Source organism: Aeromonas sp. R7-4 (assembly GCF_040908055.1).
GTDB classification, from domain to species: Bacteria; Pseudomonadota; Gammaproteobacteria; order Enterobacterales; family Aeromonadaceae; genus Aeromonas; species Aeromonas sanarellii.
Map to the genome: position 1 here is coordinate 194,883 of NZ_JBFODA010000031.1, position 14,265 is coordinate 209,147.

The 14,265-nt window shown below is 59.8% G+C and carries 10 protein-coding genes; 5 read left to right on the forward strand and 5 right to left on the reverse strand.

Features of this window, described 5'->3' with window-relative positions; all coding sequences use genetic code 11:
• Positions 1-218: 218 nt before the first annotated feature.
• Positions 219-1,238 (reverse strand): porin OmpA, encoded by a 1,020-nt coding sequence (gene ompA / locus AB5Y72_RS08350; RefSeq protein ID WP_209793848.1) that lies wholly within the window; start codon positions 1,236-1,238, stop codon positions 219-221.
• A 308-nt stretch (positions 1,239-1,546) separates the two neighbouring features.
• Positions 1,547-2,140, reverse strand: a complete 594-nt coding sequence (locus tag AB5Y72_RS08355) for a hypothetical protein (protein WP_325781944.1) — start codon at positions 2,138-2,140, stop codon at positions 1,547-1,549.
• A gap of 257 nt (positions 2,141-2,397) precedes the next feature.
• Here AB5Y72_RS08355 and AB5Y72_RS08360 point away from each other — a divergent pair, with 257 nt between their 5' ends.
• Positions 2,398-2,664 carry a DNA-binding transcriptional regulator gene (locus AB5Y72_RS08360; protein ID WP_005298604.1) on the forward strand — a complete coding sequence of 89 codons (267 nt, stop codon included), beginning with the start codon at positions 2,398-2,400 and terminating at the stop codon, positions 2,662-2,664.
• 195 nt (positions 2,665-2,859) lie between these two features.
• Positions 2,860-4,221: a sodium-dependent transporter gene (locus AB5Y72_RS08365; RefSeq protein WP_042074344.1), complete on the forward strand. Its 1,362-nt coding sequence runs from the start codon at positions 2,860-2,862 to the stop codon at positions 4,219-4,221.
• A gap of 62 nt (positions 4,222-4,283) precedes the next feature.
• Here the strand turns inward: AB5Y72_RS08365 and AB5Y72_RS08370 are convergent, their stop codons facing one another.
• Complete coding sequence (locus AB5Y72_RS08370; RefSeq protein WP_209793845.1) at positions 4,284-5,147, reverse strand: patatin-like phospholipase family protein; 864 nt, start codon at positions 5,145-5,147, stop codon at positions 4,284-4,286.
• Positions 5,148-5,523: 376 nt separating this feature from the next.
• Between AB5Y72_RS08370 and AB5Y72_RS08375 the strand changes: the two genes are divergently transcribed.
• The 3 genes from AB5Y72_RS08375 (at position 5,524) to AB5Y72_RS08385 (ending at position 12,289) form a co-directional block, all read left to right on the forward strand.
• A complete protein-coding gene (locus tag AB5Y72_RS08375) occupies positions 5,524-6,576 on the forward strand; it encodes an efflux RND transporter periplasmic adaptor subunit (RefSeq protein WP_223930339.1) in 1,053 nt (350 codons plus the stop codon).
• On the forward strand, positions 6,576-9,728 hold the full coding sequence (locus tag AB5Y72_RS08380) for an efflux RND transporter permease subunit (protein ID WP_368198850.1): 3,153 nt from the start codon (positions 6,576-6,578) through the stop codon (positions 9,726-9,728). Before AB5Y72_RS08375 ends, AB5Y72_RS08380 begins: the two co-directional genes overlap by 1 nt.
• 197 nt (positions 9,729-9,925) lie before the next feature.
• The gene (locus AB5Y72_RS08385) at positions 9,926-12,289 is read left to right on the forward strand and encodes a YgiQ family radical SAM protein (RefSeq protein ID WP_368198851.1); all 2,364 of its coding nucleotides are present in this window, start codon (positions 9,926-9,928) and stop codon (positions 12,287-12,289) included.
• A gap of 163 nt (positions 12,290-12,452) precedes the next feature.
• Here AB5Y72_RS08385 and AB5Y72_RS08390 read toward each other — a convergent pair whose 3' ends face one another.
• A complete protein-coding gene (locus tag AB5Y72_RS08390) occupies positions 12,453-13,268 on the reverse strand; it encodes a hypothetical protein (protein ID WP_368198852.1) in 816 nt (271 codons plus the stop codon).
• Between the two features lie 39 nt (positions 13,269-13,307).
• Positions 13,308-14,165 (reverse strand): hypothetical protein, encoded by an 858-nt coding sequence (locus AB5Y72_RS08395; RefSeq protein ID WP_368198853.1) that lies wholly within the window; start codon positions 14,163-14,165, stop codon positions 13,308-13,310.
• Positions 14,166-14,265: the final 100 nt, after the last annotated feature.

The window sequence follows — 14,265 nt, forward strand, 5'->3', positions numbered from 1 at the left end:
TACATCCAATGTCTTACAAGCGCAGCTACTGTATTCTTTTGAATCAGCTTGATCAAGTTTCCGGTCAGATATGCAGCGCTGGCGCCGGTACCATGGGGCTACCGCCAGAGTGGGAAGAGGGGGAGAGGTGAGACAGGAGATGTCGCCGGGGAAAACGCCAGACAAGCAAAAGGGGATGCCGTGGCATCCCCTTTTCGCATTATCTGAGCGAGGTCAGATTACTGCTGAACTTCCTGTACGCCGGATACGCGTACTTCTACGCGACGGTCCGGAGCCAGGCAGGAGATCAGCTGAGCCTTGGCCTTGACGCCGTCACACTTGGTGCCGGTGACAGGGTTGGCTTCGCCACGACCTTCGATGGCAACCTTGCTGGCAGCCATACCCTTGCTGACCAGGAAGTTGGCAACGGTACGGGCACGGGCTTCAGACAGCTTCTGGTTGTAAGCGTCGGAACCGATGCGGTCGGTGTAACCAACGACAACGGCGTTGCCGTCTTTCGGCTGGAACTCAACGATCTGCTGGTACAGGGCGTTCAGGGCTTCCACGCCTTCGGCCTTCAGGCTGTCTTTGCCAAAGGCAAACAGCACGTCGGAGTTCAGGGCGAAGTTCTTCTCAACGATTTGCGGAGCAGGAGCCGGAGCTTCTTCAACAACCGGAGCCGGAGCCGGCGCTACGTAGGAAGTGCGGAACGGGTGGTAAACGGCTTCCAGGGTCGCAACGCTCTGGTTGGACTTGTAGCGTACGTCGTCGGCGTGCAGGTCAGCCACGTCCCACATGTAGCGGTAACGAGCTTGCAGGTCCAGCGCGTCGTTGACCTTGTAGGTCACACCGGCACCGGCCAGCGGGGATACCTTGGTATCGCTGGTGCCCAGACCGTCGGTGTGGCCCCAGTAGGCGCCAGCTTCACCGAACAGGGAGAAATCGTTGCCCAGCGGCAGACGAGCGATACCGGACAGGGTGGCACCCTGGCTCTCGTAACGGTTGCCGTTGGTGTTGCCACGGCCGGTGTATTGGTAGCCCAGCTCGGAACCGAAGTATTCGTTGAAGTTGTAACCAACGAAGGCATTGGCAGCAGCCGCGTCTTCTTCACCAGCGTTCACGCCTTCGATCTTGTTCAGACCGTTGAAGTGAGTCGCACCAACACCGGCACCGAAGTAGATGTCGTCAGCGGCGTGCGCTGCAGTTGCACCCATGGCAGCCATGGCGATGGCGATCAGGGAAGGAGCCATTTTCATCATAAAATAATCCTCGTTGAGATGGCACGTTGTCCACGTGCTTCGCACTTTGTAATTTATGTAAGCTGCTGGCTCTGTCGACCAACGACCGTTGGCGCGAACAGGGATCCTAGATCCATCCAGGAGGCACGCATCTGGGTGCACAAGTGAGCGGGTTGCACTGTCGACAATGCACGAACTCCGCCACGAACAGCCGATGTCATTCCGATGACGTGGCGCACTTTATGCCCATTTCAAAACATGATCAAGCTCACAGATAACCCATGGGGCAAATTGTGTCGTATGGATAACTGGCTGTTTCTTCGAATTTATTAGTGATCCAAGTAGGCGCGGTGCAGTTTTTTCTCAAGCTTCATATAGGCCTTAGCCCAGGCGTGCTGCGGGCTTGCGCCTGCCACCCTGGCCGAGAAGACCGCGAGATAATCGGCCTCGGTTGCTTCGCATAGCAAGGGGGTGAAGCTGAGCAAAAAATGGCGGGCGAGATAGGGGTCGAGGGGCCAGATATTGAGGATGGCCCGCGCCACAGGCTGAACGGCGGCTGAACAGATGAAATGGAGGTGACCGGCAGCCAGCCAGGCTTCCATCTCGTGCAGACCCAGCTCGGGCACTATGCCGCCATCCCCTTTGGCCTTTGCGAGCGCCATCCGGTTACCATTTTCCAGCCTCAGGGTGCCATCTTCCTGCAGGACTCCGTCGTGGCTGCGCAGCCCCGACGTCGCCGGGCATTCGAGATAGAGGCTGCACTTGTCCGAGAGGGCCGCCAGCACGGTGGCCGCGTCGTGCTGCATGGCCGCGGGCAGCCAGAATGCCTCGGCCCGGGTCTGCTGGCCCTGGCTGAGTTGACGGGGGAGGGATGCGGGATCCGAATCCGGGTGGAGACGGGAAATGATGCCGGGAAATGCCATGCTGATGACTCTCTTGGAAATAATCGGCGAATTATACGAGCGATGGCCGGGCAACCAGAAAGGTTTCTTTTCGAGACTGTTTACCTGAAGCGGCTCTGCGATTACCATCCCCGAGGTTTGTTAGGGTTGTCGTCGAAAGACGCTGATTATAGATAGAGGCTCGACCATAACGAGTCCGTTCAAAACTGATACACTTGACTACGAGTCGTCGCGAAAAATAAAGGTGGAGTCAATCCGCCGAACGGAGTATGGAACACATGAATTCAAATATCGTAACTGTTGGCAAGAAGATCCGTCAGATCCGCGAAGCGGTAGGCCTGAGCCGTCCCAAGTTTGCCGATCTGCTGGGCGTCCCCCCAACCACCCTGAAGAACTATGAACTGGGTTACCGTGAAGTCGGAGGCGCCTTCCTGGTCGCCCTGGCTCATCACCCGGAGCTGCACAAGTTCACCCTCTGGCTGCTGGCCGACAAGAAAGTCGCCGAAATCGGCCAGATCGGTCCGGACGATATTGCCAAGGCTTGATGGCCTGAGCCTTGATAAAAATGCCGCCCTGGAGGCGGCATTTTTTATTTTTCAAAACAGAGACTTGTTTAAATAAATACGGCGTTATGTGCGATGTGTGGCGATTTCAGCGAAATCAGCTTGTGGAACTGGATTAATCCCCGGAATATTCCCACCCTTTGAATTCAGGCCACTGCTGCGCACAACGAGACAAACATGAGTCAAACCACATCCAAGGCCAGAGATGGCTTTACCAGTACCTTTGGCGTGCTGGCTGCGACCCTGGGGTCGGCCGTCGGGCTTGGCAACATCTGGAAGTTCCCCTACCTGACCGGGGAGAACGGCGGCGCCGGCTTCCTGCTGGTCTATGTCATCGCCACCCTGCTGGTGGGGCTGCCGGTGATGATCTCCGAGATCATGCTGGGGCGTCAGGCCAAATCCGATGCGGTGAGCGGGCTCATCAAGCTGGCGCCGAAGGGACAACCCTGGTGGCTGATCGCGGCCATGGGGGTGAGCGCGGCCTTCCTCATCATGTCGTTCTACTCCGAGGTGGCGGCCTGGGTGTTTGCCTACATCTTCAAGGCGGCCAGCGGGGATATCCTCTCGACCGATCCCGCCGTGACGGGGGCGGCCTTCAACGCGCTCATCACCAATCCGCTGCAGAGCCTGCTATGGCAGTGGCTGGTGCTGGCCCTGATGGGGGGCATACTGCTGATGGGGGTGGCCAAGGGGATTGAGGCGGTCACCAAGCGGCTGATGCCGCTGCTCTTCATCCTGCTGCTGGTGATAGGCATCCGCAGCCTGACCCTGCCCGGGGCGAGCGAGGGGCTGGACTTCCTGTTCTCCCCCGATTTCTCCAAGGTGACCGCAGGCGTCGTGCTGACGGCCATGGGACTGGCGTTCTTCAAGCTCTCCATCGGCATGGGCTGCATGATGACCTATGGCAGCTACTTTCGGGATGACCAGCACATTCCCCTGACCACGGTCCGGGTGATGTGCGCCGATCTCTTCGTCTCCATGCTGGCGGGGATCGCCATCTTCCCGGCGGTGTTCGCCTTCGGCTTCGAGCCGAGCGCCGGCCCCTCCCTGCTGTTCATCACCATACCCGCGGTGTTTGCCAGCATTCCGTTCGGTCACCTTTTCATGGTGCTGTTCTTCGTGCTCTCCGCCATCGCGGCCACGGGGGCCATGCTCTCCATCCTGGAGGTGCCGGTCTCCGTGCTCTCCGAGCGTTTTCACATGAGCCGCAGAAGGGCCACCCTGATCAACCTCTTAGTGCTGGGGGCGGTCGGGTCGACCTGTGCGCTCTCCAACAGCACCCTGGCGGATGTGCAGATCGCCGGCAAGACCTTCTTCGATCTGTTCGACTTCGTCTCCTCCAACGTGCTGATGCCCCTTGGCGGCATCTTCCTCTGCCTGTTCGTCGGCTGGGTCTGGGGCTTCGAGCGGATGAAGACGGCGCTGACCAATGGCGGCGAGCTGGAGCTGCCCATCCTCAAGCCCCTGTTCTTCATCATCCGTTACGTGTCGCCCCTGCTGATCCTGATCGTGATGCTCAAGGGGCTGGGGCTGTTCTGACCCCGAGGCCCGGACAGCAAAAGAGCGCCTGATGGCGCTCTTTTCATTGGCATCCCTGGGCGTCAGAGCAGGCCGAGCCGGGAGAGTTCCTCCTTGAGCTGATCCAGGCTGCGCTCGACACAGGCCTCCCCCTCGTTGATGGCGTCGCTGGCGCGGTGGAAGTCCATGATGGAGAGGTTGCCGAGGCGAGGGCAGAGCTGGATCTCGGGGGGATCGCCGGCCATCCGGGCCCGGGTGATGCGCTCCTGCATGATGTTGATGGAGCCGGTCATCACCCCCCACATGCCGGGGGTACTGGGTTCGGTGCGGCCGAGCCATTGACTGAACAGCCCCCCCGGGGCGGGTTCGTCCGGCTCGTCCGTCCAGGGCTGGTGCAGGTCGGTGTTGAGGTTGACGGCGATCACCACCTCGGCCCCCATGGCGCGGGCGAGCGAGATGGGCACGGGGTTGACCACGGCACCGTCCACCAGCCAGCGGTCATCGATCCGGGTCGGGGTCAGGATGCCGGGCATGCCGCAGGAGGCGCGCACGCACTGGCGCAGGGGGCCCTGCTGCAACCAGATCTCGCGGCCGGTATCGAGTTCGGTGGCGACGCAGGCGAAGGGCAGCGGCAGGCTCTCGATGGCGGGATCCCCCAGATGGCCGGCGGCGATGCCGAACACCTTGTCACCGCGGAACAGGCCGCCGGAGAGGGCGGGGTCGAGCAGCCCCATCACCTGCAACCGGTTGAAACCGCGCACCCAGTTCTCCAGTTTGTCCAGTTCGCCAGCAGCGTAGGCAGCGCCGACGAAGCTGCCGATGGAGCAGCCAGCCACCAGATCCGGCTTGACGCCGAGGCGCTCCAGCGCCCGTATGATGCCGATGTGTGCCCATCCTCGGGCAGCGCCGCTGCCCAGGGCCAGACCCAGGCGGGGTTTTCGTGCCACAGTGCGTCTCCTGATGTGAATTGGGGTTCCAGCTTACCCCGGCTTCTCCTGCCCGTCATCCTGCCAACTTTCGCGGCGATTGCGACCGTTGCCCTTGGCCTGATAGAGGGCGAGATCGGCGCGGTGAATGGTCTCCAACAGTGTGATCGAAGGGGGCTGGCGGCAATGGCCCAGGCTGAGCATGAGGCGCAAATCGGCCATCAGTGCAGGGCAGAACCCTCGTCATCGCCCCGGGAAGATGGTTTTTGATGATCTTCTCGCCAGACTGTTACGTTTTGTCACATTTATACATAGTCGCGGCATAGTCAGGGGGTAACATGGTGCCATCCTTGATGAAGCTCTTTCCCTTTCTCTCTTTGACGGCATGGATCCTGTGATGAAAACGCGCGTGTGGCTGTGGCTTTTCCCTCTTCTACTATTGCTGGCGGCGGGCGCCTGGCATCTGCGGCAGGCTGAACCCGCCAGCAAGCCTGCACCAAGAGAGATCAACATCAGGGCCGAAACGGTCAGGCAGAGCCTGGCCGAGCCCTCCATCAAGCTGGTCAGCAAGCTGTCGGCCAATCGCTCCGTGGTGGTGAGTCCCGAGGTGACCGGCCGCATCGTCAACATTGCGGTGCGATCCGGCCAGCAGGTGGAGCAGGGGCAGACCCTGATCGCCCTGGACGCGGGCAAGCAGCAGGCGGAGCTCGCCGAGCAGAGCGCCAGCGTGCGCGATGAGGCGCGCAAGCTGCGGGACATGCGCCGCCTGGTGGCGCGCGGCGCCATCACCACCTCCGAGCTGGAGGGGCAGGAGGCGACCGTCGCCCAGGCCCAGGCCCGGGTGGACGCGGCCCGTTACGAGCTCTCCCTGCGCACCCTGGCCGCCCCCTTCGACGGCACCGTCAGCCTCATCGACCTGAGTGAAGGGGCCCTGGTCAACAGCGGTGACGTGCTGCTGCACCTGGACGAGCTGGCGAAGCTGCGGCTCGATCTGGCTGTGCCCGAGCGCTACCTTTCCCTGCTGCGCCCCGGCATGGCGGTGACGGCGACCAGCTCCGCCTGGCCGGATCAATCCTTCTCCGGGGTGCTGGAGACCCTCGACAGCCGGATCTCCAGCGACACCCAGAACATCAAGGCGCGGGTCATCCTGCCCAACCCCGGCGGCCAGTTGCGCCCCGGCATGCTGATGAATGTGGAGCTCTCCCTGCCGGCCCAGAAGATGACCCTGATCCCGGCCCAGTCGGTGGAATACGCCGGCGAGCAGCGCTTCGTCTATCGCCTGGAGGCGGACGGCCGGGTGAAGCGCGTGCCGGTGGAGCTTGGCGACACCCATGGCGAAGAAGTGTGGGTGCTCAAGGGGCTGAACGTCGGCGATCGCATCGCGGTGGAGGGGTTGGTGAATCTGCGCGACGGCGCCCTGGTACGGGATCTGGGCGAGGTGAAAGGCTGATGTGGCTCTCCGATATCTCAGTGCGCCGCCCCCTGGTGGCGGTGGTCATCAGCGCCCTGCTCACCGTGTTCGGCCTGGTGGCCTTTTCCAAGCTGACGGTGCGGGAGATGCCGGACGTGCAGACCCCGTCCGTCTCCATCACCACCACCTATGAGGGGGCGGCCCCCGAGGTGATGGAGAGCCAGATCACCAAGCCCATCGAGGACCAGCTCTCCGGCATCAGCGGCATCAAGAACATCAACTCGGTGACCCGCAAGGGGCGCTCCTCCATCACGGTGGAGTTCAAGCTCGGCTGGAACATGCTGGAAGGCACCTCGGACGTGCGCGACGCCATCTCCCGCGCCAGACCCAGGCTCCCGGACGACGCGGACGAGCCCATGGTGACCAAGGACAACGGCAACGGCGACGTGGCCATCTGGCTGAACTTCAGCAGCACCCAGATGGACCGCACCGCCCTGACCGACTACGCCAATCGCATGCTGGTGGATCCCCTGAGCCTGGTGGACGGGGTGAGCGAGGTGCAACTCTCGGGGGATCTGACCCAGGTGATGTACGTGCGGCTGCGCCCGGCCGACATGGCGGCCCGCGGCATCACGGTGGCCGACGTGCAGGATGCCCTCAAGCGGGAGAACATCGAGCTCCCTGGCGGCGAGATCCGCAACAACACCATGACCATGGCGGTGCAGATCGCCCGCCTCTACCACAGCGCCGAGGATTTCCGCTCCCTGCCGGTGACGACCGCCGTCAACGGCGAGAGCATCTACCTGGCGGACATCGCGGATGTGGAGGTGGGGGCCAAAAACGAAGACAGCGCCTACCAGCGCAACGGCCGCGAGAGCCTGGGGATTGGCATAGTCGCGCAGTCCACCGCCAACCCCCTGGCGGTGGCCCAGGGCATCGAGAAGAAGCTGGTCGAGATGCAGCGCTTCCTGCCCGAGGGGGCAAAGCTTGAGGTCGACTACGATTCCACCATCTTCATCAAGCAGGCCATCGACGAGGTGTACGAGACCCTGGCCATCTGTGCCCTGCTGGTGGTCGCCGTGCTCTACCTCTTCCTCGGGCAGGGGCGTACCACCCTGATCCCCGCCATCACGGTGCCGGTCTCCCTCATCTCCGCCTTTATCGGCGCCTGGTATCTGGGCTTTTCCATCAACCTCATCACCTTGCTGGCGCTCATCCTCGCCATCGGCCTGGTGGTGGACGACGCCATTGTGGTGGTGGAGAACATCCACCACCACCTGCAGCGGGGGGAATCCCCATTGATGGCGGCCTGGCATGGCACCCGGGAGGTGGGGTTTGCGGTCATCGCCACCACCGCCGTGCTGGTGATGGTGTTCGTGCCCATCGCCTTCATGGAGGGCATGGTGGGGCGGCTCTTTACCGAGTTTGCAATATTGCTCTCGCTCGCCGTGCTCTTCTCCTCCCTGGTGGCGCTCACCCTGACCCCGGCCATGGGCTCCTGGCTGATGCGTGCCGTGGACAAACCCAACGCCCTGACCGCCACGCTGGACAAAGGCCTCGGCTGGGTGGAGCGGCGCTATCGCGCCCTGCTGGGGGGCGTGCTGCGCCACGCCGTCTGGATGCCCCTGGTGCTGCTGCTCTGCCTCGGCGGCATCGGCGCCCTCTTTGGCAAGCTGCCCGCGAGCCTCACTCCCACAGAGGACAGGGGCGTGCTCTATGTGTTCGTGAAGGGGGCCGAGGGCACCAGCATAGAGCGGATGAAGCGCAACATGCAGCAGGTGGAGGCCGCCGTCCTGCCGCTGCTCGGCAAGGGGGTGGTGCAGGCGGTGAGCTTCAGCACCCCGGCCTTCGGCCGCGGGGGCGATCAGACCGGTATGGCCATCATCCAGCTCAGCGACTGGGCGGTGCGGGAGCAGACGGCCACCGAGTTCGGCCGCTCCCTGAGCGGGCTGCTCGCCGACATTCCGGACGTGATGATCCGCACCTTCCAGCCGGGCTTTCGCGGTGGCTCCACCGCCGCCGTGCAGTTCGTGCTGCAGGGCTCCGATTACGGCGAGCTATACCAGCAGGGGCTCATCTTGCAGCAGGCGGCGCGCCAGAGCGGGCTGATGCAGAGCCCGGATCTCGACTATGCCGAGAAGACCCCGGAGCTGCAGGTGACCATAGAGCGGGAGCGGGCCAGCCAGCTTGGCATCCCGGTCTCCACCATAGCAAGCTCCCTGCAGGCCCTGCTCGGGGGCGTCAGCCAGACCACCTATGTGGACAGGGGGGAGGAGTACGACGTCTATCTGCGCGCCAACCAGACCCAGTTCAACGGCATCTCGGATGTGAGCCGTATCTACCTCAAGGCCGCCAGCGGCGAGATGGTGAGCCTCTCCACCCTGGCCACCGTCACCCAGGTGGCCAGCCCCCAGCGCCTCAACCACTATCAGCGCCAGAAGGCGGTCACCCTCACCGCGGACCTGGCCCCCGACCACACCCTGGGGGAGGCGCTGGACTTCCTGGATGGCTGGGCTGCGGATCATCTGCCCATCGGCATGTCGGTGGATTACGCCGGCGAGTCCAAGGATTATCGCGACAACCAGGGGGAGATGGCGCTGGTGTTCGGCCTGGCCCTGCTGGTGGTCTACCTGGTGCTGGTGGCCCAGTTCGAGAGCCTGCTGACTCCGGCGGTGGTGATGATGACGGTGCCGCTCGGCATCTTCGGCGGCCTGCTCGGCCTCTGGCTCACGGGGCAGGAGCTCAGCATCTACAGCCAGATCGGCATGATCATGCTGATCGGCATGGTGACCAAGAACGGCATCCTCATCGTGGAGTTCATCAACCAGTTGCGCCAGCGGGGTGAAGGGTTCGAGGAGGCGATCATCAAGGGCTCGGTGCGCCGTCTGCGCCCCATATTGATGACGTCGCTCACCGCCATCATAGGTGCCGTGCCCCTGATGCTCTCCATGGGGGCGGGCTACGAGAGCAGGATGGCCGTGGGGACAGTGGTCTTCTTCGGGTTGTCGCTCGCGACCCTGGTCACCCTGCTGGTGGTGCCCGCCATCTATCACCTGATCGCCAGACGCGCGGGGTTGACGGGGGCGCGGGATCGGCTGGTGGACGAGGTGCTGGCCACGGCAGCCCCGGCCAGCCCGTCCCCAGTGCAGGGGGAGGACGCCCCCGAGGGGCGGGACAAACCGGCGGCCTAGCGTGCCGACCCGCCATGACAACAAGCAGGGCGCCCATGGGTGCCCTGCTTGTTGATGAACACCGAGTCTGTCACGCCGACCCGCGGCACCCGCTCGAAGCGGCCCTTTCCCCTCGCGTTCTGTGGGGGCAAAAAGCCGTCGCCCCCGCCTGGCTCTGCCGGTATAATGCGCGACCCGAATTGTTCCAGGTGGTCAAAATGCAGCCGGTTACCAACCTCTTCTCCTATCCCCGTTACTGGGCCGAGTGCTACGGCACGGCGCCCTTCCTGCCCATGTCCCGCGCGGAGATGGACAAGCTCGGCTGGGACAGCTGCGACATCGTGCTGGTGACAGGCGACGCCTACGTGGATCACCCGAGCTTCGGCATGGCGGTGATCGGCCGCATGCTCGAATCCCAGGGCTTTCGGGTCGGCATCATCGCCCAGCCGGACTGGTCATCCAAGGATGACTTTATGCGCCTGGGCAAGCCGAACCTGTTTTATGGCGTCACTGCGGGCAACATGGACTCCATGATCAACCGCTACACCGCCGACAAGAAGCTGCGCCACGACGACGCCTACACCCCGGGGGACGTGGGCGGCAAGCGGCCGGACCGCGCAACCCTGGTCTATACCCAGCGCTGCAAGGAGGCCTATAAAGAGGTCCCGGTGGTCATCGGCGGCATCGAGGCATCCCTGCGCCGTATCGCCCACTACGACTACTGGTCCGAGACCATCCGTCGCTCCATCCTGATCGACGCCAAGGCCGACATCCTCATCTATGGCAACGCCGAGCGCCCCCTGGTGGAGGTGGCGCACCGCATCGCAGGTGGCGAGACCATCGACACCATGCAGGACATTCGCGGCACCGCCGTCATCCGCAAGGAGCCGCTGCCGGGCTGGCGCGGGGTGGATTCGAGCAAGCTCGACCAGATTGGCCGCATCGACCCCATCCCCAACCCCTATATGGAAGGGGCGCCCTGTGCGGACGAAGAAGGCACCGCGCCGATGGAGCAGGAGGCCAAGCCCATCCTGGTGCAGCCACCCAAGCAGAAGCCCTGGGAGAAGACCTACGTCAAGCTGCCGGCGTTCGAGCGGGTCAAAGAGGACAAGGTGCTCTACGCCCACGCGTCCCGCATCCTGCACCACGAGACCAACCCGGGCTGCGCCCGCGCGCTCTCCCAGGCCCACGGCGATCGCATCATCTGGGTCAACCCGCCCGCCTTCCCCCTCGAAACCGACGAGATGGACGGGGTGTTCGGCCTGCCGTATCAGCGGGTGCCGCACCCGGCCTATGGCAAGGAGAAGATCCCGGCCTACGACATGATCAAGACCTCGGTCAACATCATGCGCGGCTGCTTCGGCGGCTGCTCCTTCTGCTCCATCACCGAGCACGAGGGGCGCATCATCCAGAGCCGCTCGGAAGAGTCGATCCTCAAAGAAATCGAAGAGATCCGCGACAAAGTGCCGGGCTTTACCGGCGTCATCTCGGATCTGGGCGGCCCTACCGCCAACATGTATAAGCTCCGCTGCAAGAGCCCCAAGGCCGAGCAGACCTGCCGCCGCGCCTCCTGCGTCTGGCCGACCATCTGCCCGCACATGGACACCGACCACAGCCCGACCATCAACCTCTACCGCAAGGCGCGCGACCTCAAGGGCATCAAGAAGATCCTGATCGCCTCCGGGGTGCGCTACGACATCGCGGTGGAAGATCCTCGCTACATCAAGGAGCTGGCCAAGTACCACGTCGGCGGCTACCTCAAGATCGCGCCGGAACACACCGAGGAGGGCCCGCTCTCCAAGATGATGAAGCCGGGCATGGGCAGCTACTACAGCTTCAAGGAGCTGTTCGACAAATATTCCAAAGAGGCGGGCAAGCAGCAGTACCTGATCCCCTACTTCATCTCCGCCCACCCGGGCACCACGGATGAAGACATGGTGAACATGGCGCTCTGGATCAAGTCCAATCGCTTCAAGCTCGATCAGGTGCAGAACTTCTACCCGTCGCCGCTCGCCAACGCCACCACCATGTATTACACCGAGAAAAACCCGCTCAACAAGGTGAGCCGCCAGGGCGGGGACGTGTTCGTGGTGAAAGGGGAGCGTCGCCGTCGCCTGCACAAGGCGCTGCTGCGCTATCACGATCCGGCTGGCTGGCCGATGATCCGCGAAGCTCTGCTGGAGATGGGCAAGGGCCACCTCATCGGCAACGGCCCCGACTGCCTGGTGCCGCCGGAAGGCCGTGGCGAAGCCAAGGCCGAGCGCAGTCGCAACAAGGGCCTCAAGCCTGCCCTGACTCGCCACAGTGCCATCACCCATCAGCGCAGCAATGGGGCTGGCAACAAGGCCGCCCGCAGCGAGGCTGGCGCAGCCAATGCCCCTGCGGCCAGCAAACATGGCGGCAAGACGGGCAATGGCAAACCCGCCGCGCAAGGCGCAGGCCAGAGTGCTGGTAAGAGCAAACCGGCTCACAAGGGCAAGGCGCCAACCCGTGCAGGCTCCGCCAAGCCGGGAACTAAACCTGCAACTCAAGGCGGCAAGCCCGCAGCAAAAGGAAACGGTGCCAAGCGACCAGCCCGGTGAGTTTTTCTGATTGGAAAGCGATAGAAATAAAAAGGCGACCGGATGGTCGCCTTTTTATTTTATATATATTGAATGGTTCCTATATCCATGGAGTAAGTTCAAACTATCAACATAATTTATCTGGTCTTAATTGCGATATCCTTAAGATCAAAAAATGTTAAAACTATATATTTTTTAAGGTAGGTGATATTCCGAGAAGCCTACCTACTTCTTCTATTTTCTTCTTTGAGAAATTCCAGGCGGAACTTCCATCTCGGGTGTTTATCCATTTTCCACCGAGAGCTTTTAACTCTTCTTTTTTGGACTTTGTATCACCACGAACTACAAATGATTTTTCTGTGTAGTCCTCAAGATAAATCATTGAGTCTTGAGCGCTTGTAGTGTTTGCCACAGATGGTGATGGGGCTTTCAAAACAGATTTTGTGGATTCTTTAGCCTCTTTAACAACTGATGCAGTAACCACAGTTCCAACAGATATACCTCGTGTTACAATGGTTAGATGACGAGATAGTTTTGTTTTAAGTTCTTCAACGGTTGAATAGCTTTCTTGAATACCTTGATTGCGAATGCTAGTTTTAAATTCTTCAAGTTTTTCGAGTTGATAATTATCTATTTTACTTGGTTGAACTGGGGCGTCAGAGTAGTAAAGCATTACAGGTTTTTTCTGTTTCAGAAACCACTTTATTTCTTCAACAGTTCCACTATTTTCTATTCCAGTTGGTGAGCCTATGCGAGTCCAAAATGCTCCAATTAACATGTCGCAGGATTTAACAACTAACTCATTAATTATACCTTGAGGGCGGTCACCCATACTCGGGGCACTATGTGACTCCCACATGACGGGTAAGAGAACCTTTCCTGTGCTTTCTGAATGAAGTGCATTCCATTCATGTAAACTTTCTGCGATCGCCTGACGTTCATTTGGTACATCAGATGGTGATGCAATTAGTACATTAAAAACTGTTGCTGAGTATGGCATTTTTTTCTCACTTAATATGTTTGATGATTGCTCGATTATTTATATTTCAGAGTCAAAATTATATCGACGTAACACAATGAAATCTAAATTAGCACACCAGATCACAGGTTTTCCTGTGCTAGTATAATAACAATCGCCAATTATTAATGCATGACACCCTTCAAGTTGTTCTAGCGATTCCTTAACCTTAAAGTACTCTCTAAAAGTTTCAGTGATGTCGGGATTTATCGCAACGCTGAGTCCATCTGTTCGCCGGCCTGCATTTAACCATAATTTGCCATCAGGAGTGTATCCTGCATCACTAATAAACCCCCAGTAGATGCGTTTTTGGCGATCCAGTGCTTCACTAACATCTTTAAAGTTAACAAAAAGTTTATTGGCTCTATCTGGTAATCCTGGAAATCTATCATCAGGGAGAACGACCTTTGTATCAGATAAATATAGCTTGTCAGAACGAACTAATTTATAAAGTATGTTTTTTAATGTTAAGTGTGCTGGATAATCTACTCCCCCAGCATTAGTAATTTTTATTGGGGCTCTTTGCTGGCCCGTGGCAATATGAAGGTCAACATCTTTTTGTTTTACATCTATTGAGTAATTCTTATCCAAACCTAAGTCGATAATAATTCCACTATCTGGTTCAGCCGCAGGTTGCCCATCTCCACCATCGCCCTCACCTACAACTTCATAATTTGTTGCCTCTATACATTGATCAATATGGTGGGCACAAAAGTGAGGTGATTTATTTCCATAGCTTGATTTCCTAAACCAAGCGTCACCACCACATGTAGAACACACAAGATTGCGTCTGCGTGTTTGTAGCTCGGCATCGCTTAGTGCAAAGAATTCTGATGCTTTCCAATGTGAGTTATCCAGAGTACATAAAGCGGTATCCATACGTTATTCTCCTCACGAAATTTATTTTCTCTTTGGTTTCTAGGCTTCCAATTTCATGCTTAGGAAATACTGTATTAGCGAAAAGAGAAATCTGGGACAC

What these genes read in the sequence shown, in the direction of transcription:
- AB5Y72_RS08360 (WP_005298604.1), top strand. Translation starts at nt 2,398, where the DNA reads ATGAATTCAAATATCGTAACTGTTGGCAAGAAGATCCGTCAGATCCGC.
- AB5Y72_RS08365 (WP_042074344.1), top strand. Translation starts at nt 2,860, where the DNA reads ATGAGTCAAACCACATCCAAGGCCAGAGATGGCTTTACCAGTACCTTT.
- AB5Y72_RS08395 (WP_368198853.1), bottom strand. Translation starts at nt 14,165, where the DNA reads ATGGATACCGCTTTATGTACTCTGGATAACTCACATTGGAAAGCATCA.
- AB5Y72_RS08385 (WP_368198851.1), top strand. Translation starts at nt 9,926, where the DNA reads ATGCAGCCGGTTACCAACCTCTTCTCCTATCCCCGTTACTGGGCCGAG.
- AB5Y72_RS08380 (WP_368198850.1), top strand. Translation starts at nt 6,576, where the DNA reads ATGTGGCTCTCCGATATCTCAGTGCGCCGCCCCCTGGTGGCGGTGGTC.
- AB5Y72_RS08390 (WP_368198852.1), bottom strand. Translation starts at nt 13,268, where the DNA reads ATGCCATACTCAGCAACAGTTTTTAATGTACTAATTGCATCACCATCT.
- AB5Y72_RS08355 (WP_325781944.1), bottom strand. Translation starts at nt 2,140, where the DNA reads ATGGCATTTCCCGGCATCATTTCCCGTCTCCACCCGGATTCGGATCCC.
- AB5Y72_RS08375 (WP_223930339.1), top strand. Translation starts at nt 5,524, where the DNA reads ATGAAAACGCGCGTGTGGCTGTGGCTTTTCCCTCTTCTACTATTGCTG.
- ompA (WP_209793848.1), bottom strand. Translation starts at nt 1,238, where the DNA reads ATGATGAAAATGGCTCCTTCCCTGATCGCCATCGCCATGGCTGCCATG.